Raw genomic sequence first — 23784 nt, forward strand, 5'->3', positions numbered from 1 at the left:
TATGTTTCCATTACAAAGAGACCGCCGTTTGAGAACCAATGAATCGATCAGAAGCTTGGTTCGTGAAACGCATTTGACACCAAACGATTTTATGTTTCCGATGTTTATTGCAGAGGGAAAAAACTTTCAGGTTGAAATTCCATCAATGCCGGGAATTTTCCGTCGTTCGTTAGATTTGACCGTGAAAGAAGTCAAAGAATTGTGGGATTTGGGAATCAAGGCCGTCAATATTTATGTAAAAGTTGACGACAAATTAAAAGATAACACGGGAAAAGAAGCTTGGAACAAAAACGGACTGATGCAAGATGCAATTCGCGCCATCAAAGACGCTGTTCCCGGAATGATTGTGATGCCAGACGTAGCTTTGGATCCATATTCCATTTATGGACACGACGGAATTATCGAAAAAGGGCAAATCATCAATGATGCCACAAACGATGCACTTGTGAAAATGGCAGTTTCCCACGCAGAAGCCGGTGCCGATTTCGTTGCGCCAAGCGATATGATGGACGGAAGAGTTCTGGCAATCAGAAAAGCCTTGGAACAAAACGGACATCACAATGTGGGAATTATGAGTTACAGCGCCAAATATGCGTCGTCATTTTATGGTCCGTTTCGTGAAGCTTTGGATAGTGCGCCGGTTGATTTAAACGACGTTCCGAAGGATAAAAAAACCTATCAAATGGATTATGCCAACAGAATCGAAGCCATTCGTGAAGCACTTCACGATGTAGAAGAAGGCGCAGATATTGTGATGGTGAAACCAGGAATTGCCTATTTAGATATCGTTCGCGAGATAAAAAATGCGGTAAATGTTCCTGTTTCTGTGTATCAAGTTTCGGGCGAATATGCGATGGTAAAAGCTGCTGCAGAACGTGGCTGGTTAGATCATGACAAAATTATGATTGAGCAATTGCACTGTATAAAAAGAGCCGGAGCTGATATTATTTCTACTTATTTTGCAAAAGAAGCGGCGGTAATTTTAAATAGATAATTTTTTTTGGAGCCATACACCTGGCATTTTTTTAAATGTAATTCCCGCTTTCTGCAGTAGTTTTTTTGGAAGAAAAATCCAAAAAAAGCTACTGCCGCCAATCGGGGCTAGAGGAAAACATTAGGCGTTTTTTAAAGTTCTGTTTTCCAAACTTTGACGACAACGCTTAAATTTGCAAAACAATACAAACCCAATGAAAAAACTACTATTTACATTTTCCATTTTAGCTTTAATTTCTTGTAAAAAGGAAGAGAAAAAAGAATCACTTTATCCGGAAAAACAACTTTCTGCCGAAGAAAAACAACTGCAATTAGGTGAAGAAATTTTTAACGGAAAAGGAATGTGCTATTCTTGCCACAAACCTGACCAGAAAGTAATTGGTCCGAGCATAAAACAGATTGCAGAAATTTACAAAGCAAAAAACGCCGACATCAAATTATTCTTAAAAGAGAAAAGCGAACCAATTGTCGATCCAAGTCAATATTCTGTAATGAAAACCAATTTTTCTATTACCAAGACTTTTTCTGATGAAGAATTAAAAGCTGTGGAAGCTTATTTTTTTAGTCATTTGAAATAAACGAAAATAAAAAAAGCCATCATAACGATGGCTTTTTAAATATATTGGAAAATCTAATTAAGATTGTGGCTCAATAACTTTTCCTTTGATAGTCAATACTTTTGGAGTTTCAGTATCATTAGTAGTTACTGTAATCGCTTTTGAAAACGGACCAACATTTGCAGCGTTGTAAGTTGCAGTTACACTAGCAGTTTCTCCTGGCTTGATTGGAGTTTTTGTGTAGTTTGTTGCAGTACAACCACAAGATGCTTTCACATTTGTAATCAAAATCGTTTCTTTAGTCGTGTTTTTGAATGTAAAATCATAAGAAGCAGGAACCGCTTTTTTCAAATCTCCAAAATCGTGAACGTCTTTTGTCCAAGTTACTAAAGATGGTTTCGCAGGTTTTGCAGGTGCCGTTTGAGCAACAGCAGCAGGCGCAGCGGTTTTAGCAGTTTGTGCAGATGCAGGTGCAGCAGCTAAAAGCAACGCTCCAGCAAGTGCAAAAAATGATAATTTTAAAGTTTTCATAATAGTAGTTTTAATTAATTGATTTTAATGTTGGGTTCGCAATTGAACAACACAAAGATATTTAGAAAATTTAATAAAGTTGTTAATCATTTCGCATCTCTTGTTAATGACCTGTTAACGGGTTGGTTTGTGCTTTAAATTGTAGTAATATCGTGGTCTAATTTGATACATATACCTTGAAATTCAATAAATTAAATATAATTATTTTCATCGGATTAATTGCCATCGTCGGGGTTTTGGTAATGCAATTGCTGACTTTAACGCAGGCGTATGCCTTTGAAAAAAAGGAATTTGCCGAAAAAATCCATTTTGCTTTGCAAGATGTGGTGGCCAAAATCCATAAGGATAACAACACCGAATTGCCGATTGACACACAAATCAAAAAAGTCACCGATGATTATTATGTGGTGAATGTTGATGACGTTTTTGACGCTTCGGTTTTAGAATATTATCTAAAGACTGAATTTCAAAAAGTGAAATTAAACACCGATTTTGAGTACGCAATTTACAACTGCGGTTCAGACGAAATGATGTATGGCGACTACATTTCTTCATCAGATAAAAAAGTTTCAAAATGTGAAAAATGCTTTACCAAAAAGCCCGATTTGGTTTATTATTTCGCCATTCGTTTTCCGCAATTGAAATACAATTATATCACTTCGTTGAACCAATATTGGATTTACACCGGAGTTTTGGTGCTGGTTTTGGTGATTTATGTCTATTCGGTTTTACTTCTTTTAAAACAAAAAAAATATACCGAATTGCAGACCGATTTCATCAATAATATGACGCACGAATTTAAAACGCCGATTTCCTCAATTTTAATTGCTTCAAATTATGCGAATAACCAACAAGAAATTCTGAATAACCCAAAGCTTTCGAAGTATGTAAAAATTATAATTGAGCAAAGTAATAAGTTGAATCAGCACATTGAAAAAATATTGAATATTGCCAAAAGCGATTCGAATTCAATGACTTTGGAGAAATCTAATTTTAATTTGGTTGAAACAATTTCGTTGGCAAAAGAAACGATTTTGCTTAAATACAATGAAGATATTTCCATCGAAATTGAAAGTAATAGCGACAATTTTCCAATTTATGCCGATGAATTTCACTTTTCAAATGTAGTTTACAACATCATCGATAATGCAGTAAAATACAATGACAGCGACCCAAAAATCAATATAAAAATCAATGATTCTGACAAAGAAATTAAGTTGGAATTTATTGATAACGGAATTGGCATTGAACCTTCAGAATTAAATACTATTTTTGATAAATTCTATCGTATTTCCACCGCAAAACGCAATGAAGTTGGTGGTTTTGGTCTAGGACTTTTTTATGTCAAACGAATTTGCTCGTTGCATAATTGGAAAATTACGATTAAAAACAACGAAAATTCAGGAATTACGGCAACGATTTTGATTCCGAAAACGTAAATCAGTATGGAAAAAAGCAAGATATTTTATGTGGAAGATGATGCGACTTTGGCATTTCTGACCATAGATTATTTAGAGCAATTTTATGACATCACCCATTTTTCGGATGGCGCTGAAGCCGTAAAAAATTTCCATAAAACCGATTATGATTTGTGCATTTTAGACGTAATGCTTCCCAAAAAAGATGGTTTTGAAATTGCCGAAGAAATCAGAAATTCTAACTCAGAAATTCCAATTTTCTTTCTATCAGCAAAATCGTTAAAAGAAGACAGAATCAGAGGTTTGAAGCTCGGCGCGGATGATTTTTTGGTAAAACCATTCAGCTTGGAAGAACTCAGTTTGAAGATTGAAGTTTTCTTGAAACGCAGTCAAAAAGCAACAATTCCTGTCCAAAAATCGTATGAAATCGGAAGCTTTCAATTTCATCCAAATGATTATTGCGTTACAAAAGACAAAGAAAAAATTAGCTTAACCGAAAGAGAATCAGCGTTGCTGAAATTATTTTTAGACAATAAAAATGAAGTGTTGAAGCGCGAAAAAATCTTGACCGCACTTTGGGGTGACGATGATTATTTTATGGGCAGAAGCCTCGATGTTTTTATTTCTAGACTCCGAAAAATCTTCAAAGACGAAGAAAATGTGCGCATAGAAAACATTCCAAGGATTGGATTTAAATTGGTAATTGAATAAAAAAAACGAGTACAGATTTGCAGATTTTCTCTTTTTTTTGCGAAATATTCTTATTTTTCTTCCAATAAAAAAGTTTTTCATAACTTTAAGTCCTAAACTCTTTCGATGTTACACGCCAATCTCAAAACGCCTCTTGGAACCGCTGTAATTTCTGGCGATGAAAACGGTATTTCAAGCATTTCTATTTTTGATGACGAAAGAGAAATTTCTTCGATAATTCCTGATGAATTGCAGGAAGTGTGTCAACAACTCCAAGATTATTTTAACGGAAAAAGAATTGATTTTACGTTCAAATTAAATCCGTCTGGAACAGAATTCCAAAAGAGAGTTTGGCAAGGTTTGCTCGAAATTCCCTTTGGAAAAACAATGTCATATCAAGAACTTTCGGTAAAATTAGGCGATGTAAAAGCGATTCGTGCTGTAGCTTCGGCCAACGGAAAAAATCCGCTTTGGGTTGTCGTTCCGTGCCATCGCGTCATTGGAACTGACGGTTCGCTCACCGGTTATGCCGGAGGTTTGTGGCGAAAAAAATGGTTGCTCGACCACGAAAATCCGGTGAAGCAACAAAGTCTATTTTAAAAATTTTCAAGTATGAGATTTCTGAAGAATTTTTTCCTTTGGGTTGTGGTCATTTTCACAGTTTTGCTTTGCGTGCTGTATATTTTGAATTATGGCTACTTGGTTCGTGCCGTTCGAACTATTTATTTCAACGGAGAAATGACAGCTTTTTTGAGCGATTACCACGAATTTCCGAATCGAGATATTAAAAAAGGAGAAGGGCAACCTTGGGCAATTAGCAAAAAATACAATAAAATTCCAGAAACTGAAGCACTTGCCGAAGCCAACAAAGAATTTGAAACCGTAGCTTTTTTGATTATAAAAAACGACAGCATCTGGCACGAAAGTTATTTTGACGGCTACGATAAAGACACCAAATCCAATTCATTTTCCATGGCAAAAAGTATTGTGACGGCTTGTCTTGGAAAGGCGATTAAGCAAGGAAAAATTAAAAGTTTAGACCAAAAAGTAACCGATTTTTTTCCTGAATATGCAGGAGAATTTGGCAACAAGATGACCGTTGGCGATTTGTCTTCAATGTCTTCCGGATTAGATTGGGACGAGTCGTATTACAGTCCGTTTTCAGTAACGACACAAGCTTATTTTGACGAACATTTGAGTGATGTTTTATTGGGATTAAAAGTCACGAGCGAACCCGGAAAAGAATTCAAATATTTGAGCGGAAACACACAGCTTTTGGCGATGGTCATTGAAAAAGCGACTGGAGAAAAACTTTCTGATTATGTTTCAAAGAATTTTTGGCAACCAATGGGAGCTGAAAATGATGCGCTTTGGCAAGTGGACAGAGAAGAAGGAATTGAAAAAGCATATTGCTGTATCGCCAGCAACGCCCGAGATTTTGCGCGTTTTGGGAAATTATACAAGCAAAACGGAAAGTGGAAAGGCGAACAGATTTTAGATTCCACGTTTGTTGAAAAATGCGTGACGCCAAAATTTAAGGACAGCCCGCAATATGGATATGGCTGGTGGTTGAGCGACCATTTGGGCAAACAATTGTATTATATGCAAGGCCATTTGGGTCAATATGTGATCGTAATTCCCGAAGATGATTTGATAATTGTCCGACTTGGACATAAGCGTGGCGACCGCGAAGAAGGGAAATTCCACCGAAATGATTTTTACTTATATATTGAAGAAGCCTATAAAATGTTAGAAAATGATAGAAAAAATTAGCCTTGAAAATATCCTTTTTTTAGATATTGAAACAGTTCCCGAAGAAGAGAATTTCGAACTTTTAGACGAAGAAAAGAAAGAACTTTTTGGACTGAAAACGCAATATCAAAGAAAAGAAGATTATACGCCAGAAGAATTTTATGACAGAGCTGGAATTTGGGCAGAATTTGGAAAAATTGTCTGTATTTCTGTCGGATATTTTACTTTTAAAGGAGATATTCGGCATTTTCGTGTGACTTCTTTTTATGGAGAAGAAAAGAAAATTCTGCAAGATTTTAGCAATCTTTTGAACACGCATTTTAATCAGCCACAGCATATTATGTGCGGGCATAATGCGAAGGAATTCGACTTTCCGTTTATTGCCAGAAGGATGATTATCAACCAAGTTCAGATTCCAAACAAGTTGAATTTATTTGGAAAAAAACCTTGGGAAGTGCCACATCTAGACACTTTAGAGATGTGGAAATTTGGCGATTTTAAACATTATACTTCATTAAAATTATTGACAAAAGTCTTGAATATTCCTTCACCAAAAGACGATATTTCCGGAAGTGAAGTCGGGCACGTGTATTATGTAGAAAAAGACATCGACCGAATTATCGTGTATTGCGAAAAGGATGTGATTGCTGTGGCGCAAATTATGCTTCGATTGAGAAGAGAAGATTTATTGATTGAGGAAGAAATTATACATATTTAACGGTGCTAATTATGGAGGAACAAATCGTAAAATATCGAGATCACATTAAAGAGATTTGTCCAGAAATAACAGAAAGCGAACTACAAAGCTTTACTGATGGATTGACAGTCACCCACATTAATAAAAATGGTTTCTATATAAACGCTGGCGAAATCCAAAAGCGAGGGGGCTTTTTGACAAAAGGGCTTATCAGGGCTTTTTACACCGACAAATTTGGAAACGAAAAGAACATTTATTTTGTACCTGAAAATGAGTATGCATTTCACTATGCGTCATTTATAGACGGAAAGGCGAGTCCTTTATCCTTTCAATGCTTGGAGAAATCGACTATTATTAACTTTTCTGGAGATCATTTGCGCAAAGCATTTGAACAGATTCCGAGATTCGAAAGATATGGAAGGCTACTTGTAGAGTCAAAATTAAAAATTCAACAAGAGCGACTCGAGAGTTTGCTATATAAAGATGCTGAACAACTTTATGTTGATTTCATCACCAATTATTCACAGCTTTTTAATCGTATAAGCTTATCGCAACTTTGTAGCTATTTGGGGGTCGAAAGACAAACTCTCACAAGAATTCGTAAAAAAATTTCCCAAACAAAATAAATTTGGCACAAATGTGTCAGCAATTAACATCATGAATTTTGAAAATTTGCGGTAACAAAATTACAAAACAATGGAAAATTTAAAAGGGTTCGTAAAAGAATATATTGAAGCTTGGAGTACGACAGACTTAAACACAAGAAGAAATCTTGTTAAAAAAATTTACGAAGAAAAGGCGATTTTTTATGCCAGTGAGCCTGGTGATAATGCGGTCATACGGACAGGGTGGGATTCAATTTTTGAAAATATTACTGAAGTTAATAGTCGATTGGTTGTCGATAATGGATTTAGCACAAGGGATATTGGCTATTTGTCGAACCACAACGTTTTAAGGGTAATGTGGGAAATGCGAACTCAGAACGGGGAAGTGGCGATGACGGGGATGAATTTTCTGATACTTCATAATTATAAAATAAAATACGATTATATTTTTATCAGTTAAAATTATTGCCGACCTATTATAAAAAAAAGCCTTGAATATCAAGGCTTTTTGCATTTAGGCCGATACATTACTTTTTGGTTTTTACTTCTTTTTCATTTGCGTTTCTATAATAAATATTGTCGTTTTGGTTATTGCTGTAACCTTGGCTGTTTCCGTAATAAGTAGAATTGCTTCCATTTTGTGCGATGTTGCTTCTTCCGTTTACGTTTCCAATCATGTCGATAATTTGACCTCTTCGGTTATAAATAATTTGAAGATTCCCAATTCTTGTCAAGGCATAATTGTTATACGTCATATAAACTGAACCAATTCTTTTGATACGGTCTTGCGCGTCATAATTGATAAAAACATTCCCAATTCTTCTCACGCGACCTTGATTATCGTGTTCAATTTTCACGCCACCGTTTACTGTTGCTGGAGCGCCATAAGTTGCATTTGGATTTCTTCGTCCGCCTTTGTAATAAATTCCTCCAGTTGAAGAAGCTTCGGTGTTGAAATCAAATTGTCCGTCAGGAAAAACATAAAATTCGATGCCTCTTTCGGTGAATGAAATTGGCTCAGCATCGCTGAAAGTTCTAAAAGTCGCTACATCAGAAAATTTGATTATCTCTGAAGCATTTGCAACGCCTCCAAAAAATAAGAAACCTGCCACTAAAAAAGTAAAATTTTTCATAATCAAAAAGTTTTGTGTTTTGCTTACTCTTGCGATTTTCAGCGTCTTCGAATCTTGAGTTTTTCAAGGTTACTTTGGAATATCCAATTTGCGTGCCAAAACTTTTTTAAAGCAATCCTTATAAATAAAAAATCCTGACTGCAAACCGCAATCAGGATTCAATATCAATGAATTAGCTTCTGAAAATAATTTTAAAAATTATCTATTTAAGACTAATTTTTTAGAAATTTTTGAAGAACCACTTTGAATATTTAAGATATAAACGCCATCAGAAAAGTTTTCGATGTTTAAAGTTTCTGACGTATTTGAAGTTTCTTTTTTCAAGATTTGTCTTCCTTGAATATCCACCAAAGTTAAGGTCGTCAACTCTAAATTCTGTGGCAAAGAAACAGTTACAATTCCTTTTGTTGGATTTGGATATACTTTTACCGTTGAAAAAATATTTTCGCTTACGCCTAAAGCGGAAGGCGCAACATTACAGAAATTTAAGCTGAAAGCATTGACAATACCGCCATCGCCATTGTATGGATCAAAAACATTCAATGTCCAAACTCCGTCTGCAGGAAGATTATTTAAAGAGTAAAAAGGATCGTAAGGTTTGATAGTTCCTGAAATTGCTGGTGCAGTTGTTGAGCAAGTTAATGTTGTTCCGGCATCGCTTAATGTGGCAGAGATGTCGTCATATTCTGTACAAGCGTGATTGAACAATCTAATTTCTGGCGAACCAATTGACGCTGGACCAACTAAAGTTACCACGATATCTTCTGTATAAGTGTGCGAAATATTTACGGTTGCAGTGATAGTTCCAATAGTAATTCCGCCAGAAACAGTCACCGGAATATTGGCTTCAGAATCTTCTGTATTTTCAATAACCGCATCTGAAAAATCAGTCGCTGTAAAGCTTAAATCGCAAGAAAGTATTCCGGTAGTGAATTTGTTTACGGTTCCAGAAGTTGCTTGACCACATCTATTTTCTGATAAAACTCTCCAAAAATAAGAAGTTTCTTGGTTTAAATTACTTACAGAATAGTTAGTTCCCGTAACAACTTCATTCGAAATTATGTTGTTAAATGTATTGTCTGTTGCAACTTGAACTCTATAAGATTCAGCATTTACAGAGGGTTGCCATGAAAGATTGACTGTAGTACTAAGTCCAGATTGATCATTCGCAGGATTTGTTAGAGTTAAATTTTCAAATGTTGTTGAATACACTTTAAAAGTTACATACTTGATTTTAGTCTCACTTCCCCTAATTCCTTTTACGCCAATTGTGTAATCACCAGCGGCTAAACCATTTAAGTTAGAAAGAGTCAATGTCAAAGGAGCGGGAGTTATCAAGCTCGAATTACTTAAAGTTGCAGTTATACCTGCAGGAACATCAACTAAAGAAAGAGCCGTTGAAGTAAATCCGGTAGCGTTATAGTTGAAGTTAAATGTAGCCGTTCCGGTATTGCAAACAATTTGGTCTAAAGAAACATCTGTCAGTGCAAATGAAGAAGTTACTCCTGTAACAACCAAACCAAAATTTTGCGGACCATTTTGCAAAGTTCCTTTGTGAGTTACTGTAATTGTATAAGATCCGGTAGCATTGGCGACATCAACTTTTTCAATATTATCTACGTCGTTTGTGCCTGTCGCCACTGCATTTGCACCCGCATTGTTTGTCAAGCGATAGGGATAAAAAGTAGTGTTATTTTTTGTGATTTTTATATCTAAGTCGTTTACCAAAGCTGGCGTAGTGCTATTTAGCGTTCCGTTATTTACTATCCCTGGAAGGTCAGTCCAAGCTATTGAAGCTTGTAAAGGTAAATTTCCGCTGGCGTTCACAGTCATTGTAAAAGTTTGTCCTTGTGCTAGCTTTTCTTCAGAAATAACTGTGCTTAAACCATTATTAGTTATAGTTTCGGCCGCTTTTTTTGCATTTAATAATCCCCAACCAAAAACAACGTCTGGCCCTGGACGACCTGCGTCATCTGCTGTGTGGCAAGCAAGTGCTTTTAATGTCGCAGCTTTCATAAAACGATTGTTTACGTTTTTATAATGCTGTTGCAAAAGTAACAACGTTCCAGCAACGTTTGGTGACGCCATTGAAGTTCCAGAAATAGTTCCGTATGCGGTATTTGAAGTTTCATAAGTGGAATAGACGTTAGTTCCATTTCCTGTAATATCTGGTTTTATTCTAGAATCATCTGCAGGACCTTGACTACTAGACGAATTGATCGCTACACTTGTTAAAACGCCATTCGCTCCAATAACTGCATCTTGCGCATTTGCTACAACTAAATTATTTTTTGAAACTTTATTTCCGGTTAATTTATCATAACCAATTGTAGAAGGATTGCCGTTCACAACTTGACCATCATTACCAGCAGAAGCCACTTGCAAATAATAAGGTGAATTATAGGCAACTTCGTCCCATTCATATGATTCATCTGAATATGCGCCAATATACCAAGTCGCCAACGGCTGTCCGTTTGAAACCAATGGAACTCCATAAGAATGATTTGAAATCAACATTCCTTGTTGCACTTCTGACAACGCTTCGGTGCTGTCATTCGTCCAGTTAAAAGTCCTTGCTTGAGCAACTGGCGCCATGCCTTTTGCATTCAAATCAACGCCGGCCGCAATAATAGTTCCCGTCACGTGCGTAGCATGAAAATTATTTCCATTTGGTCCGGCAACATCGTCAACAACGGTAACGCGACCACCAAATTCTTGATGTGAAGCTCTTACTTTTCCTCCGTCCCAAACACGTGCAATCATATTTTGACCATTCAAATTTAGACCTAAACCGCCTCCAGTGTTTAAGAAATTAGTTCGAGTTGATTTTGCAGCATTCACATTGCTCGTAGAATAATAAAGCGGAGAACCATCAGCGGCCAACTTCACTAATTCGTCAACACTTCCGTCCTCATTTTTAATGAATTCAGGCCAATTATTCTTCTTTGCCGCAAGGATGGCTTTGTTTTTTTCTGCTTGAAATTTCTTAAAATACTTGTTTTCAAGTTCTTTAAGTTTATTAAAATCATACTCTTTCGTAATCTGTGAAACATCTTCTTTAGTTTGAGAAATTGCAGAAAACGAAATAGTAAAAGCGAAGAATAAGATAATTTTAAAAGCGAAATTTGGTAGATTTTTCACTGTAAGGGATTTAGGGATTTTGAAAATTTTGTCAAATATAAGTAATTGTATGAAATTCAGATAACTTTTCAATTTTTGAATTGAATTATTAAAAAATAACTAGCAATAAGAATTTAAAATTGAGAATCTCTGAATTAAAAAGGCTAAAATTAAGCATTATTTACGTCTGAAAACTTATTTTGGATTTCTTTTTGATTCGAAATGGTTTTGTTACTTTTAGACCTATGAAAAATGAGTTGCTCAAAATAACGAATCTTGAAATTTCTTTTAAGCGAGAGAAAGAATTTTTTCCAGTAATAAAGACGATAAGTTATGCGTTAAATTCAAACGAAATTCTCGGAATTGTTGGTGAATCAGGTTCTGGTAAATCGGTTTCGTCGTTGGCAATTATGGGTTTGCTTCCGCCAAATATTTCAAAAATATCAAATGGAGAAATTTTATTCGAAGGAAAAAATGTAGCAGATTTTTCTAAAAAAGAACTTCAGAATTTACGAGGAAAAGAAATTTCAATGATTTTTCAAGAACCGATGAGTTCGCTGAATCCTTCCTTAAAATGTGGTTTTCAAGTTGCAGAAATTTTGCAACAGCATTCAAATCTTTCAAAGAAAGAAATTAAGGAAGAAGTTTTGCAGTTATTTTCAAGAGTAAAACTGCCAAATCCAGAGAAGATTTATGAAAGTTATCCGCACCAAATTTCGGGCGGGCAGAAGCAGAGAGTGATGATTGCGATGGCGATTGCCTGCAAACCAAAAATCTTGATTGCCGATGAACCCACGACCGCTTTAGACGTAACTGTTCAAAACGAAATCATTCAATTGTTGAAAGATATTCAGAAAGAAACGGGAATGAGCATCATTTTTATTTCGCACGATTTGGCTTTGGTCTCAGAAATAGCGAACCGAGTTTTGGTAATGTACAAAGGTGAAATCGTGGAACAAGGCGATGCGATCGATGTTTTTCATAATCCGAAACATATTTATACGAAAGCTTTAATTAGTTCAAGGCCTTCGTTAGATGTTCGGTTGAAAAGGCTTCCGACGATCAAGGATTACTTGGAAAATTCGGTAAAATCTGAAATTATTTCTTCGGAAGAAAGGCAAAAATCACACGAAAAATTATACAAACAAGATCCGATTTTAGAAGTTAAAAATGTTGAAAAGGAATATTTTTCAACGGCAGGTTTATTCGGAAGAAAAACTGGATTTAAAGCGGTAAACGATGTCAGCTTTAAAATCTATGAAGGAGAAACTTTAGGTTTGGTCGGAGAATCGGGTTGTGGAAAATCGACTTTGGGAAACACAATTTTGCAATTGGACAAAGCAACAGCCGGACAAATTTTTTACAGAGGCGTTGATATTACAAAGCTTCCGTTGAAAGACATCAGAAGTTTGCGTAAAGAAATTCAGATTATTTTTCAAGATCCTTATTCGTCTTTGAACCCAAGAATTCCTGTGGGAAGAGCAATTATGGAACCTATGAAAGTGCATAAATTGTATAAAAATGATGCCGAGCGAAAAGCAAAAACCATTGAAATTTTAGAAAGAGTAGGTTTAGGCGAGGAATATTTTAACCGATATCCGCATGAGTTTTCTGGTGGACAACGGCAAAGAATTGGGATCGCAAGAACGATTGCTTTGCAACCAAAATTGATTGTTTGCGATGAATCGGTTTCAGCTTTGGACATTTCCGTTCAAGCCCAAGTCTTAAATTTGTTGAACGAACTGAAGGAGAATTTTGGGTTCACTTACATTTTTATCTCACACGATTTGGCTGTCGTAAAATATATGTCTGACCAAGTTTTGGTAATGAATAAAGGAAAAATTGAAGAATTGGCCGACGCCGATGTCTTGTATGAAAATCCGCAAAAAGAATATACGAAGAAATTAATTGCTGCAATTCCGAAAGGATAAAAAAAATAAATATGTTGTTTACCGAAACTTTTTCTGAATTTTATGAAAAATTCAAAACCAGTCTTTCTGACGGAACTTTTGCCAAACTTACTTTTGCCAAAACAATCGGGCAAGCCGAATTAAAAAATATTTTTATTCGTCCCGTTTTAGATGAAAATGAATTGAAACTAGAATTGAAATTTAGATTTCAGCAAGAAGAATTATTTGAAATCCATTCTGTCGATAGTGCTTTTGACCGTTTGCTTCCGTTTATAAATAATCCGTTTTTGTCGGTTATTTTATTTACGACCGAATTTGATTTGACTTATAAATTGAATAAAAAAAGAGCGGTCAGTGTTACAGAACAAGCACCAACTTTTGGAAATGCAAGCGAAGTTTTGTTGGAATATTTGAACAAGAAATAAATTGTTCCAAAATAAAAATAGAGGAAAGACAAATTGCTTTCCTCTATTTTTTTATAATTTAATCAATAATCATTTCCGGAATTTCTCCTTCAATAATCAGATTTCCTTCTGTTGCTTTCTGAATTTCTTCGACCGAAACGCCTGGAGCTCTTTCTAAAAGTTTAAACCCTTCGGGAACAATCTCCAAAACGGCCAATTCAGTAACCACTTTTTTCACGCATCCAACGCCAGTTAAAGGCAAAGAACATCTTTTCAAAAGCTTTGATTCACCGGCTTTGTTGACGTGCATCATCGCCACGATAATATTTTCTGCGGAAGCGACCAAGTCCATCGCGCCACCCATTCCTTTAACCATTTTTCCTGGAATTTTCCAGTTGGCGATGTCACCGTTTTCGGCAACTTCCATCGCGCCAAGAATTGTTAGATCCACTTTTTGGCTACGAATCATTCCGAAACTAAAAGCAGAATCAAAAAAACTTGCACCCGGAAGTGTTGTGATAGTTTGCTTTCCGGCGTTGATCACATCAGCATCTTCTTCTCCTTCAAAAGGAAACGGACCCATTCCAAGAACGCCGTTTTCACTCTGAAATTCTACCGAAATATCTTCACGAACATAATTCGCGACCAATGTAGGAATACCAATTCCAAGATTAACGAAATATTTGTCTTTAACTTCTTTTGCTATTCTTTTTGCAATCTGATTTTTATCTAAAGCCATCGTTAATCTCTTTTTCTGGTTGTTCTTTGTTCAATTCTTTTCTCAAATTTCTCGCCTTGAAAAATTCTTTGCACCATAATTCCTGGAATGTGAATTTGGTTTGGATCTAAGCTTCCTGCCGGAACCAATTCTTCGACTTCAGCGACGGTAATATTTGCAGCGCCAGCCATACAAGAATTAAAATTTCTGGCGGTTCCTTTGAAAATTAAGTTTCCAGCTTCGTCACCTTTCCACGCTTTTACAATGGCAAAATCTGCTTTATACGCTTCTTCCATGATGTGCATTTTTCCGTTGAATTCTCTGGCTTCTTTACCTTCGGCTACTTCGGTTCCGTAACCGGCAGGGGTGAAAAATGCAGGAATTCCGGCTTGCGCGGCGCGGCATTTCTCGGCTAAAGTTCCTTGTGGCGTTAATTCTACATCTAATTCTCCAGAAAGCATTTGACGTTCAAATTCAGCATTTTCGCCTACATACGAAGAAATCATTTTTTTGATCTGACGCTTTTGAAGCAATAATCCCAGTCCGAAATCATCAACTCCGGCATTGTTTGAAATACAAGTCAAATCAGTCACTTCTAATTTTACCAATTCAGCAATACTATTTTCAGGAATACCACAAAGTCCGAAACCTCCCAGCATGATGGTTTGCCCGTCTTTAATATCTTTTAGTGCATCACTCACCGACGCGACTTTTTTATTAATCATATAATGAATGTTTGTTTTGGAGGATAAATATATAAAAAAACGCCTTAAAAAAGGCGTTTTTGATATAATTTAGAAATCAAATTCATCGGTGCTTTGTTCTTCAACATCCACTGCGGTTGAATCTTTTTTAACCGGTGGCGACCAACAATCTACTTTAATAGAAAGATTTTTTGGACGTTCAAACGCTTCTTTTGAAACTGTCAATTCTTTATCAGCGTAGCATTTTTTCATATACAATCCCCAAACCGGCAGGGCCATCACGGCTCCTTGACCATAAGTAATGCTTTTGAAATGCGCAGAACGATCTTCGTTTCCAACCCAAACTCCGGTTGCCAAATTCGGAACCATTCCCACGAACCAACCATCAGACTGATTTTGCGTCGTTCCGGTTTTACCAGCAATTGGGTTTCTTAAAACATAAGGATATCCGGTCATCATTTCATAACCAAAACCGCCACCGTCAGTTCTCAAACGACCTCCAGAACCAAATTCAGTAACTCCTTCAAGAAGTTTAATCACCGCGTAAGCAATGTCTTGGTTCAAAACATCGTGAGAAACTGGAGTAGATTCATATAAAACGGCTCCATTTTTATCCTCAATTCTCGTGATAACTTGCGGTTTTACATAAACGCCTTTGTTTGCAAAAGTGCTGTAAGCCGCAACCATATCTTGTACCGTAATTTCAACAGCTCCCAACGCGATTGACGGTTGCGAGGGAATTTTCGAATTTACACCTAATTTTTTCACCAATTCAATTACCGCATCCGGACCAACTTTATCGATCAATTTTGCAGAAACCGTGTTGATGGAATTTGCAAGCGCAGATTTTAAAGTAACCATTCCTTTATAGGTTCCGTTTGAATTTCTTGGCGTCCAAGTTTCAGTCACGTTGTGTCTTCCTTTTGGAATCGTGTATGGCGCGTCAATGATCGAGTCGCAAGGCGAATATCCTTGTTGTTCAATTGCTGCAGCATAAACAAACGGCTTGAAAGTGGAACCAACTTGGCGCGCACCTTGGCCCACGTGATCGTATTGAAAATGCTTGTAATCGATACCTCCAACCCAAGCTTTCACGTGACCTGTTTGCGGTTCCATTGACATTACACCTGTTTGAAGAAAATGTTTGTAATATCTAATTGAGTCGTTTGGAGTCATCGTTGTATCGCGTTCACCTTTCCAAGTGAAAACGGTCATATCAGTTTTTACGCTGAAAGATTTTCTAATTTCGTCATCGCTTTTGCCTTGAGCGCTCATTTGTCTCCATCTTTCCGAAGCTTTTCTGGCGCGATCCATCAGCGAATTCGTTTCGGCATCAGACAATTTAATAAACGGAGCATTTTTGTTGGTTTTTGCTTGCTTAAAAAATTCTTTTTGAAGATTTGTCATGTGCGCAGTAACCGCTTCCTCAGCATATTTCTGCATTCTAGAATCGATTGTCGTGTAAATTTTTAAGCCGTCGCGGTATATATCATATTCGCTTCCGTCTTTTTTAGGGTTTTCTTTTACCCAAGTTTTCATAAAATCACGAAGATATTCTCTAAAATAAGTAGCAATTCCTTCGTTATGACTTTCTGGATGGTAATCTAAAACCAATGGTTTTTTTGACAACGATTCTTTTGCAGCAGGCTCTAAATGGCCATTTTTAACCATTTGTCCCAAAACCGTATTTCTTCGGTCAAAAACTAATTGCTTTCTTTTTTCACGCATCGGGTTGAAATACGAAGGATTCTTCAACATCCCAACCAAAACTGCTGCTTCTTCGATTTTCAAATCGCGCGGTTCTTTGCCAAAATATACTTTTGAAGCCGTTCGAATTCCCACAGCATTATTGACAAAATCGGCTTTATTGAAATACATTGCAATGATTTCTTGCTTTGTATATTGTCTTTCCAAACGAGTTGCAATAATCCATTCTTTTGCTTTCTGAGTTACCGCAACCAGTGGATTTCTAGACCTTTCTTTGTGGAATAATAATTTTGCTAATTGTTGCGTGATCGTACTCGCTCCACCACTGCTTCCCAAGCCGGCGATTGCTCTTAAAGTTCCTCTGGTATCAATTCCTGAATGGTCGTAAAAACGCTCGTCTTCCGTTGAAACCAATGCATCAACTAAGTGTTTTGGTAAGTCAGCATATTTTATTGCAGTTCTATTTTCGTTGTAAAATTTTCCAAGCGTTTCTCCATCCGAAGAAATAATTTCTGTAGCAAGATTTGATTCTGGATTTTCTAATTCTTCAAACGAAGGCATCGAACCAAAAAGTCCCCAAGAAGCAAAAAGGAAAAACAAGAAGCCACAACCCAAACCAATCAAGAAAATTTTCCAGAATTGTCTGTTGTAATACCCTAAATCTTTGACTTTTGTATTGTTATTTTTTTTAGTCGCCATAAACTTTAATCTAATTTTTCTATTCTAAATCCAACTTCAGTAATTCCTGCCAAATCTTGAACACCGTCTATTTTTCCGGTTTGGCGAACGGCTTGCTGAATCCCGATTTTATAATCTCCAATTTTTTCAAACTTGAATTTCTCCTTAAAATATAATTTGCTTTCTTTTACGTCAGAAAAGCCGTCGCCAAGCAAACTTCCGTCTGGATTCGCCATTTGATATTCCACGGTATCGACTTTTGTCAATCCGCCAGGAGCTTCTGTCATCACGATTAAAAAGATATTGTTAAACGGATAATCGTTGTTAGAACGCAGGTTTAGATACAAATCGTATGCCTTTGTGGTATCTTGATTATTGTAAACAAATGAAGCAACGCTGTCTTTTGGCCAAGTGGTTCCAAAGGATTTATATTGGTCAAAAACCCTTTTCTTGTCGCAGGAAACCAAAAGAAGTACTGCAAAAATAAATAGGAGGCTATTTTTCAGGCTCATTTTTTTTGACTGGAATTATTTTATTATCAGGTTTATTTTCGTTTGCGGGTTTGTTCTCGTTTGTCGGTTTATTTTCATTTCCCGGTTTTGGAGCTCTGTTTTTATTTCGATTTGGATTCGGCTTCTGATTCGGATTTGCCTTTTGATTTGGATTCGGAACCGCATTTGGGTTAGCATTTGCAGGTTTTTGATTCGGATTCGCCGGTTTTTGGTTTGGATTTTGAGCCGGTTTTTGATTCGGATTCAAATTTTGCTTTTGATTCGGATTCGGTTTTTGATTAGGATTCGCATTTGGCACAATTTTTTGAACCGGTTTTGGACCTAGATTTCTATTTTCAGGCGTATTTTTTTGAATCGCCGGACCTTTTGAAATTACCGCTTCACCTTCTGGTTTGCGTTTTTTGGTTGGTCTTTTTTTCTTTTTTGGTTGGTCAAAACGTGTCAAACTTTCTTGACCCATCGCATTATTGAAATCTTTTTCAGGTTCTGAAACAATCTCAAGAGCATAATCTTCCAACGAAGAAACTTTTATTTTCTGCTTATTTTCAGCAATGATTTCGTTTACTTGGTCAATTTTCAAAACGTGCCAATTTGCAAAATTATTGGTGTAAGCAAACCACATCAATCCTTTAAAAATGTCTTGTTTTTGACAAATTGCGTCCCCTTTTTCAGTAACTAATTTGGTGTCAAAATCAGGAAAACTTTTCAAAGCATCCATATAAGTATCCAATTCATAATTCAAGCAGCATTTCAACTTACCGCATTGTCCCGCCAATTTCTGCGGATTCAATGAAAGTTGCTGATATCTTGCTGCAGAAGTGTTTACGCTTCTAAAATCAGTAAGCCAAGTCGAGCAACAAAGCTCTCTTCCGCAAGATCCGATACCGCCTAAACGTGCCGCTTCTTGACGGAAACCCACTTGTTTCATCTCAATTCTGGTACTGAATTCTTTGGCAAAATCCTTGATTAACATACGAAAATCGACACGATCGTTTGCTGTGTAATAAAAAGTAGCTTTTGATCCGTCGCCTTGAAATTCAATATCCGAAATTTTCATTTCTAGTTTTTGAGCAATCGCCAATTCACGAGCGCGAACTTTCATCGGCTCTTCTTTTGCACGGGCGTCTGACCAAATATCGATGTCTTTTTGAGATGCTTTTCTATAAATTTTAGCGATTTCACTGCTTTTGTGATTCACGCCTTTTTTCTTCATCTGGATTTTCACCAATTCGCCCGTAAGCGTGATAATACCCACGTCATGCCCAGGAGAAGCTTCTGTTGCCACAATATCTCCAATGCTTAACGTTAATTTCTCAGTATTTCGGTAAAATTCTTTTCTTCCGTTCTTAAATCGTATTTCGACACAATCAAAAGGAGCTTCGCCATTTGGCATACTCATATTTGAAAGCCAGTCGAAAACAGTGAGTTTATTGCAACTATCTGTGCCACAATTTCCCTTATTTCCACAACCTTTTGGTGCGCCACCATCAGATGTTGAACAACTTGTACAGGCCATAATTTTATATAGATGTTGCGCGAACACAACTTAAAATTCTTAAAATGTTTTGAGCGTAAAGATAGCAATTTTTCAGCGGAACTCACAAAGGTTATAACTTGCTGTATTTTAGTACAAAACAAAAAACCTATCTCACAACTGAGAAATAGGTTTAACGTAAATTATGCGAAAATATTTTTAATCTAAAATCTTGTATAATTTATCTGAAAGACGGATTCTGAACGGAAGACTCAGCGTCATTTTGTCGCCAGGTTTTGCAACGGATTCTTCCTGACCATTGATGAACATCTCGGAAATTTGTAATTCTTGGTTTCCGGTTGTTGGTCCAGAAATTAAGATTTTATCGCCAATATTCAATTCATTGTTTTCAATCAAAAACTGCCCGACTTGTGATTTTGGAAAATAATGTTCTGCATTTCCGACTAACGTTTTCTTGATTTTAATTTTCTGACGGATGTCTTTTGGTTTTGCAATTTCAGTTTCTGCCGAAGTGGCTTTCGCCAAAGCGACGTCTGAAAGTTCACCTGAATGTTTGAATAACAATTTATCAGACTTTCCTTTTCTGAAAATCATATTGCCATTTTTCACGCCACGGCGCAATTTTACTTGGTCTGCCAATGACATGTGGATGATTTCTTGGCATTCTTTTGAACAGCAGTTTTCCATTTCGGCTTTACATTCATCGCATTGAATGAACAATAAATGACAGCCTTCATTTTCACAGTTTGTGTGATTGTCGCACGGTTTTCCGCATTGGTGGCATTGCGAAACGATATCATCTGTAATTCTTTCGCCTAATCTGTGGTCAAAAACAAAGTTCTTTCCGATGAATTTGCTTTCGATATTTTCTTCCTTGATTTGCTTGGCATAATTGATAATTCCACCTTCTAATTGGAACACATTTTTGAAACCTTGATGCTTGAAATACGCCGAAGCTTTTTCACAACGAATCCCGCCCGTGCAATACATTACCAAGTTTTTATCTTCTTTAAAATCTTTTAATTGCTCATTAATTATCGGCAAAGATTCACGGAAAGTTTCTACGTCCGGCGTAATTGCTCCTTTAAAATGACCAATTTCACTTTCATAATGGTTTCTGAAATCCACTACAATTGTATTTGGGTCGTCCAAAATTTGGTTGAATTCTTTCGCCTTCAAGTGAACTCCGATGTTTGTTACGTCAAAAGTTTCGTCGTTCAAACCATCGGCGACAATTTTGTCGCGAACTTTTACTGTCAATTTCAAGAAAGAATGGTCGTCATGTTCCACGGCAACATTCAATCGGATGTTTTTCATGAAATCATAAGCTTCTAAAGTTTCACGAAAAGCTTCAAAATTTTCTGCAGGAACAGACATCTGTGCGTTGATTCCTTCTTTGGCAACATAGGTTCGGCCAAGGGCGTCGAGTTTGTTCCATTCGATAAATAAATCGTCGCGAAATTTTTTTGGGTCTTCAATTTTGGCATACGCATAGAAAGACAAAGTAAGTCTTTGTTTTCCGGCTTGGTCAATAAGCTCGGCTCTTTCTTCTGCGCTTAAGGTGTTGTACAGTTGCATGCTATAAACGTTTTAAGTGAGAATGAGATTGTTTCCAATGTCGCAATGACAGAAGAATTCGGGTGCAAATATACGGTTAATTTGGAGATTTGAAAAATGACAATTGTCATGGGTTTGAGAAAAACCGCAGATTCGCAGATTTTTTTTTGGTTGCAGTTTTTTGGACAAAGATTGGGAAACTGGCTTTTAAAAAACAACTAAAAGTTTGAAAAATAGCCCAGATGCTGCCATTGTTTGAGCTCTTTCACGGCTGATCAAGCCGGGAAAAGCGAGTGGTTGCAGCGGGAATTTCATTTAAAAAATGCTTTTTGTTTGGCTCTTGATAAAACTATTTAATTTAAAAACCCTGCCAGAGTTTTAAACTCTGGCAGGGTTGGTATTAATTTTTGTTACTTTTTAGCAGAATTCTGCGTAAGCGTCTTTTAAATTTTCAGCGATTAATTCAGCTGGGCGACCTTCAATGTGATGACGCTCAAGCATGTGGACCAATTCTCCGTCTTTGAAAAGTGCAACGCTTGGCGATGATGGAGGAAAAGGGAACATAAATCCACGAGCTGAATCTACTGCTTCTTTGTCCACACCAGCGAAAACCGTTACCAAATGGTCTGGTTTTTTTTGTCCGTCAAGGCTCATTTTTGCTCCTGGACGTGCGTTTCTTGCTGCACATCCGCAAACTGAATTTACGACAACCAAGGTTGTTCCTGATTTTGCGATAGCATTTTCAACCGCGCCTGCGCTATATAATTCTTCAAAACCTGCATCTGATAATTCAGCACGCATTGGTTTTACCATTTCTTCTGGATACATAATTTTTTGTTTAAAGTTTAAGGCTCTATTTTGTGCAAAGTTACAAAGTTTTCAGTTTGGGAAAACATCTGTTGTGATAAAGATTTGTTATAGTTGGATAGCTATTTTTAACGGATGATCCTGTCAAATAGTGCTTTCAAAAATAAACCTGTCGGACACTTTAAAATCACCTGAGTATCTTCATAAAAGGTAGTTTCTTCATCTAAGAATTTAAAAATCAGACTTGGATTTCCTTTTTTGAACATTGCAGAAAATATGGAACTTCCGACGTGATTTTTTTTGTCTAAAATATCCAAAAGCAATAAATCATAAAACCAAAATTTGTCTCTTTTATAGAATTTTCTAAAATCATTTTCTTGCAATAAAAAAGAAACTAAAGCTTTTGATTTTTTGGAAGCATTTTTAAAAGTGTAACCGGTGCTGGCTTTTGTCCAACCTCCGGCCGAGCCTATGTTTATTATGTTTTTAGAGTTTTTATTCCAAAAAGGATAACTTGTCATTGGAATATTTCCTTTTTCTTTTTCAATAATTTCGTAATTTTTTATGCCTAATTTTTCGATGTAATTTTTGATTTCGTCTTCGTATTCTTTTTCTGAAAGCAAATCTTTTGAGAACAAAGTATATTCTAACAAAGCTTCGGTTTCTGAAAAAGGCAAGACGTACATGAATCGCGTATTTCCTTTTTGGGCAACCGAAAAATCCATAAAAGTCGCTTTTTCTGCAGTGAAAACTGATTCTGCACTTTTGATTTTCCAACCAATAAAATGCTGTTGCAAAAGCGGATATTTGTCTTGTGATAAAACTTCTTTTGGATTAAAAATGCTGTTGAAAAGCTTCTGGCACGTGAAATGTTCTGTTTCTGTTTTGACCGAAACTTGGTTGTTTTCTTCTTGGAATGAAATTACTTTTTGATTTGAAAATTCGATGTTTTCTTGTTTAGAAATAACTTCGAAAATAAAATTATAAAAATCCAATCCTTGAATCATCTTGTATTGATATGGATTCAAATCTAAATCTCTCGAATAAATTTCATTGGAAAAAATGGCAGTATTCCACTTTTTGCTGACTAAATTCTCGTAAGTTCCATTTGGCTTTTCCCAGAAACACCACGTTCGATCGTTAGTTTTTTTGGCATCTGAATCGAGAAGCAAGATTTTTTTGGAAGTAAATTTCTTCGAAAGTATCATTTCGTAAACCGTCATCAACGCTGCCAATCCGGTTCCGGCAAAAATGTAATCGTACTTTCTCATAGCTCAAAAATAAGGATATTTATTTTGCCACGAATTCACGAATTTTAATTCTTTGCTTTTTCAAGAATTTGAAGCAATGTTTTTGAGTTGGCGAATGATTCTATTTGGGTTACAATTGAATAATCTGGTTGTAAAATTGTGATTGTGGGATACGTTTGATTTGAGAGTAATTCTGCCAATTCATGGATTCCGGAATTGGTTCCTTTTGGCTTGAATTTAAAAATGGTTTTATTGAATTTTATTTCTTTTTTGTCTTCGGCGTTGAAAGAAATAAAATAGAAATTATCATTCAAATTCTGAATAACTTCTTTGTTTTTGAAAGTTGTGTTTTCTATCATTTTGCAGATTTTGCACCAATTTGTGTGGATGAAAATCACGAAAGGTTTTGGGTTTTCTATGGAAAGTTTTTCTGCGTTTTCAAAAGTGTGCGTGTTTAATTGGGCAAAATTTTTATTTGCAATTAAGAAGAAAGATAGAAGCATAATTTTTTTCATTTGCCACAGATTAAAAAGATTTTCAAGGATT

At 36.2% G+C, this 23784-nt stretch carries 23 protein-coding genes; 11 read left to right on the forward strand and 12 right to left on the reverse strand.

Annotation, left to right across the window (positions count from 1 at the left end; genetic code table 11):
* Window position 1 precedes the first annotated feature (1 nt).
* Window positions 2–994 carry a porphobilinogen synthase gene (gene hemB, locus ACFPVY_RS12605; RefSeq protein WP_379792446.1) on the forward strand — a complete coding sequence of 331 codons (993 nt, stop codon included), beginning with the start codon at window positions 2–4 and terminating at the stop codon, window positions 992–994.
* A gap of 193 nt (window positions 995–1187) precedes the next feature.
* The gene (locus tag ACFPVY_RS12610; RefSeq protein ID WP_379792447.1) at window positions 1188–1571 is read left to right on the forward strand and encodes a c-type cytochrome; all 384 of its coding nucleotides are present in this window, start codon (window positions 1188–1190) and stop codon (window positions 1569–1571) included.
* A 57-nt stretch (window positions 1572–1628) separates the two neighbouring features.
* Here ACFPVY_RS12610 and ACFPVY_RS12615 read toward each other — a convergent pair whose 3' ends face one another.
* Window positions 1629–2081, reverse strand: a complete 453-nt coding sequence (locus ACFPVY_RS12615; protein WP_379792448.1) for a DUF1573 domain-containing protein — start codon at window positions 2079–2081, stop codon at window positions 1629–1631.
* Window positions 2082–2257: 176 nt separating this feature from the next.
* Between ACFPVY_RS12615 and ACFPVY_RS12620 the strand changes: the two genes are divergently transcribed.
* From ACFPVY_RS12620 to ACFPVY_RS12650, 7 genes are all read left to right on the forward strand, one after another.
* Complete coding sequence (locus ACFPVY_RS12620) at window positions 2258–3520, forward strand: sensor histidine kinase (protein ID WP_379792449.1); 1263 nt, start codon at window positions 2258–2260, stop codon at window positions 3518–3520.
* Window positions 3521–3526: 6 nt separating this feature from the next.
* Window positions 3527–4210, forward strand: coding sequence for a response regulator transcription factor (locus tag ACFPVY_RS12625; RefSeq protein WP_379792450.1), 684 nt, complete (start codon window positions 3527–3529; stop codon window positions 4208–4210).
* A 105-nt stretch (window positions 4211–4315) separates the two neighbouring features.
* Window positions 4316–4789, forward strand: a complete 474-nt coding sequence (locus ACFPVY_RS12630) for a methylated-DNA--[protein]-cysteine S-methyltransferase (RefSeq protein ID WP_379792451.1) — start codon at window positions 4316–4318, stop codon at window positions 4787–4789.
* Between the two features lie 12 nt (window positions 4790–4801).
* Window positions 4802–5962: a serine hydrolase domain-containing protein gene (locus ACFPVY_RS12635; RefSeq protein ID WP_379792452.1), complete on the forward strand. Its 1161-nt coding sequence runs from the start codon at window positions 4802–4804 to the stop codon at window positions 5960–5962.
* Window positions 5946–6659, forward strand: coding sequence for a 3'-5' exonuclease (locus ACFPVY_RS12640; protein ID WP_379792453.1), 714 nt, complete (start codon window positions 5946–5948; stop codon window positions 6657–6659). Before ACFPVY_RS12635 ends, ACFPVY_RS12640 begins: the two co-directional genes overlap by 17 nt.
* A gap of 11 nt (window positions 6660–6670) precedes the next feature.
* Window positions 6671–7264, forward strand: coding sequence for a Crp/Fnr family transcriptional regulator (locus ACFPVY_RS12645; protein WP_379792454.1), 594 nt, complete (start codon window positions 6671–6673; stop codon window positions 7262–7264).
* Between the two features lie 70 nt (window positions 7265–7334).
* Entirely contained in the window at window positions 7335–7703 is a 369-nt protein-coding gene (locus ACFPVY_RS12650) for a hypothetical protein (protein ID WP_379792455.1), read from the forward strand.
* A 67-nt stretch (window positions 7704–7770) separates the two neighbouring features.
* Here ACFPVY_RS12650 and ACFPVY_RS12655 read toward each other — a convergent pair whose 3' ends face one another.
* A complete protein-coding gene (locus ACFPVY_RS12655) occupies window positions 7771–8376 on the reverse strand; it encodes a hypothetical protein (protein WP_379792456.1) in 606 nt (201 codons plus the stop codon).
* Window positions 8377–8574: 198 nt separating this feature from the next.
* On the reverse strand, window positions 8575–11517 hold the full coding sequence (locus tag ACFPVY_RS12660; protein WP_379792457.1) for a S8 family serine peptidase: 2943 nt from the start codon (window positions 11515–11517) through the stop codon (window positions 8575–8577).
* 224 nt (window positions 11518–11741) lie between these two features.
* Here ACFPVY_RS12660 and ACFPVY_RS12665 point away from each other — a divergent pair, with 224 nt between their 5' ends.
* Both ACFPVY_RS12665 and ACFPVY_RS12670 read left to right on the forward strand, forming a co-directional pair.
* A complete protein-coding gene (locus ACFPVY_RS12665; RefSeq protein WP_379792458.1) occupies window positions 11742–13427 on the forward strand; it encodes an ABC transporter ATP-binding protein in 1686 nt (561 codons plus the stop codon).
* A gap of 11 nt (window positions 13428–13438) precedes the next feature.
* Window positions 13439–13831 (forward strand): hypothetical protein, encoded by a 393-nt coding sequence (locus ACFPVY_RS12670; protein WP_379792459.1) that lies wholly within the window; start codon window positions 13439–13441, stop codon window positions 13829–13831.
* 58 nt (window positions 13832–13889) lie between these two features.
* On the opposite strand, the gene ACFPVY_RS12675 is transcribed toward ACFPVY_RS12670, so the two are convergent.
* The 9 genes from ACFPVY_RS12675 to ACFPVY_RS12715 form a co-directional block, all read right to left on the reverse strand.
* The gene (locus ACFPVY_RS12675) at window positions 13890–14549 is read right to left on the reverse strand and encodes a 3-oxoacid CoA-transferase subunit B (RefSeq protein WP_379792460.1); all 660 of its coding nucleotides are present in this window, start codon (window positions 14547–14549) and stop codon (window positions 13890–13892) included.
* 2 nt (window positions 14550–14551) lie between these two features.
* Window positions 14552–15253: a CoA transferase subunit A gene (locus ACFPVY_RS12680; RefSeq protein ID WP_379792461.1), complete on the reverse strand. Its 702-nt coding sequence runs from the start codon at window positions 15251–15253 to the stop codon at window positions 14552–14554.
* A 69-nt stretch (window positions 15254–15322) separates the two neighbouring features.
* Complete coding sequence (locus ACFPVY_RS12685; RefSeq protein WP_379792462.1) at window positions 15323–17638, reverse strand: penicillin-binding protein 1A; 2316 nt, start codon at window positions 17636–17638, stop codon at window positions 15323–15325.
* Between the two features lie 5 nt (window positions 17639–17643).
* On the reverse strand, window positions 17644–18129 hold the full coding sequence (locus tag ACFPVY_RS12690) for a gliding motility lipoprotein GldH (protein WP_379792463.1): 486 nt from the start codon (window positions 18127–18129) through the stop codon (window positions 17644–17646).
* Entirely contained in the window at window positions 18113–19645 is a 1533-nt protein-coding gene (gene ricT, locus ACFPVY_RS12695) for a regulatory iron-sulfur-containing complex subunit RicT (protein ID WP_379792464.1), read from the reverse strand. The genes ACFPVY_RS12690 and ricT overlap by 17 nt, the downstream gene beginning before the upstream one ends.
* 177 nt (window positions 19646–19822) lie before the next feature.
* Complete coding sequence (gene trhO / locus ACFPVY_RS12700; protein ID WP_379792465.1) at window positions 19823–21202, reverse strand: oxygen-dependent tRNA uridine(34) hydroxylase TrhO; 1380 nt, start codon at window positions 21200–21202, stop codon at window positions 19823–19825.
* A 396-nt stretch (window positions 21203–21598) separates the two neighbouring features.
* Window positions 21599–22009 (reverse strand): BrxA/BrxB family bacilliredoxin, encoded by a 411-nt coding sequence (locus tag ACFPVY_RS12705; RefSeq protein WP_379792466.1) that lies wholly within the window; start codon window positions 22007–22009, stop codon window positions 21599–21601.
* Window positions 22010–22116: 107 nt separating this feature from the next.
* Window positions 22117–23259 carry a lycopene cyclase family protein gene (locus ACFPVY_RS12710; RefSeq protein WP_379792467.1) on the reverse strand — a complete coding sequence of 381 codons (1143 nt, stop codon included), beginning with the start codon at window positions 23257–23259 and terminating at the stop codon, window positions 22117–22119.
* A 44-nt stretch (window positions 23260–23303) separates the two neighbouring features.
* Complete coding sequence (locus tag ACFPVY_RS12715) at window positions 23304–23753, reverse strand: thioredoxin family protein (RefSeq protein WP_379792468.1); 450 nt, start codon at window positions 23751–23753, stop codon at window positions 23304–23306.
* Window positions 23754–23784: the final 31 nt, after the last annotated feature.

Origin of the sequence: Flavobacterium qiangtangense (assembly GCF_042658345.1) — a bacterium.
Lineage (GTDB): Bacteria > Bacteroidota > Bacteroidia > Flavobacteriales > Flavobacteriaceae > Flavobacterium > Flavobacterium qiangtangense.

Excerpts from the sequence above, each read along its gene's own strand:
- hemB (WP_379792446.1), top strand. The coding sequence starts at position 2 with ATGTTTCCATTACAAAGAGACCGCCGTTTGAGAACCAATGAATCGATC.
- ACFPVY_RS12610 (WP_379792447.1), top strand. The coding sequence starts at position 1,188 with ATGAAAAAACTACTATTTACATTTTCCATTTTAGCTTTAATTTCTTGT.
- ACFPVY_RS12615 (WP_379792448.1), bottom strand. The coding sequence starts at position 2,081 with ATGAAAACTTTAAAATTATCATTTTTTGCACTTGCTGGAGCGTTGCTT.
- ACFPVY_RS12625 (WP_379792450.1), top strand. The coding sequence starts at position 3,527 with ATGGAAAAAAGCAAGATATTTTATGTGGAAGATGATGCGACTTTGGCA.
- ACFPVY_RS12630 (WP_379792451.1), top strand. The coding sequence starts at position 4,316 with ATGTTACACGCCAATCTCAAAACGCCTCTTGGAACCGCTGTAATTTCT.
- ACFPVY_RS12635 (WP_379792452.1), top strand. The coding sequence starts at position 4,802 with ATGAGATTTCTGAAGAATTTTTTCCTTTGGGTTGTGGTCATTTTCACA.
- ACFPVY_RS12640 (WP_379792453.1), top strand. The coding sequence starts at position 5,946 with ATGATAGAAAAAATTAGCCTTGAAAATATCCTTTTTTTAGATATTGAA.
- ACFPVY_RS12645 (WP_379792454.1), top strand. The coding sequence starts at position 6,671 with ATGGAGGAACAAATCGTAAAATATCGAGATCACATTAAAGAGATTTGT.
- ACFPVY_RS12650 (WP_379792455.1), top strand. The coding sequence starts at position 7,335 with ATGGAAAATTTAAAAGGGTTCGTAAAAGAATATATTGAAGCTTGGAGT.
- ACFPVY_RS12655 (WP_379792456.1), bottom strand. The coding sequence starts at position 8,376 with ATGAAAAATTTTACTTTTTTAGTGGCAGGTTTCTTATTTTTTGGAGGC.
- ACFPVY_RS12665 (WP_379792458.1), top strand. The coding sequence starts at position 11,742 with ATGAAAAATGAGTTGCTCAAAATAACGAATCTTGAAATTTCTTTTAAG.
- ACFPVY_RS12670 (WP_379792459.1), top strand. The coding sequence starts at position 13,439 with ATGTTGTTTACCGAAACTTTTTCTGAATTTTATGAAAAATTCAAAACC.
- ACFPVY_RS12675 (WP_379792460.1), bottom strand. The coding sequence starts at position 14,549 with ATGGCTTTAGATAAAAATCAGATTGCAAAAAGAATAGCAAAAGAAGTT.
- ACFPVY_RS12680 (WP_379792461.1), bottom strand. The coding sequence starts at position 15,253 with ATGATTAATAAAAAAGTCGCGTCGGTGAGTGATGCACTAAAAGATATT.
- ACFPVY_RS12685 (WP_379792462.1), bottom strand. The coding sequence starts at position 17,638 with ATGGCGACTAAAAAAAATAACAATACAAAAGTCAAAGATTTAGGGTAT.
- ACFPVY_RS12690 (WP_379792463.1), bottom strand. The coding sequence starts at position 18,129 with ATGAGCCTGAAAAATAGCCTCCTATTTATTTTTGCAGTACTTCTTTTG.
- ricT (WP_379792464.1), bottom strand. The coding sequence starts at position 19,645 with ATGGCCTGTACAAGTTGTTCAACATCTGATGGTGGCGCACCAAAAGGT.
- trhO (WP_379792465.1), bottom strand. The coding sequence starts at position 21,202 with ATGCAACTGTACAACACCTTAAGCGCAGAAGAAAGAGCCGAGCTTATT.
- ACFPVY_RS12705 (WP_379792466.1), bottom strand. The coding sequence starts at position 22,009 with ATGTATCCAGAAGAAATGGTAAAACCAATGCGTGCTGAATTATCAGAT.
- ACFPVY_RS12710 (WP_379792467.1), bottom strand. The coding sequence starts at position 23,259 with ATGAGAAAGTACGATTACATTTTTGCCGGAACCGGATTGGCAGCGTTG.
- ACFPVY_RS12715 (WP_379792468.1), bottom strand. The coding sequence starts at position 23,753 with ATGAAAAAAATTATGCTTCTATCTTTCTTCTTAATTGCAAATAAAAAT.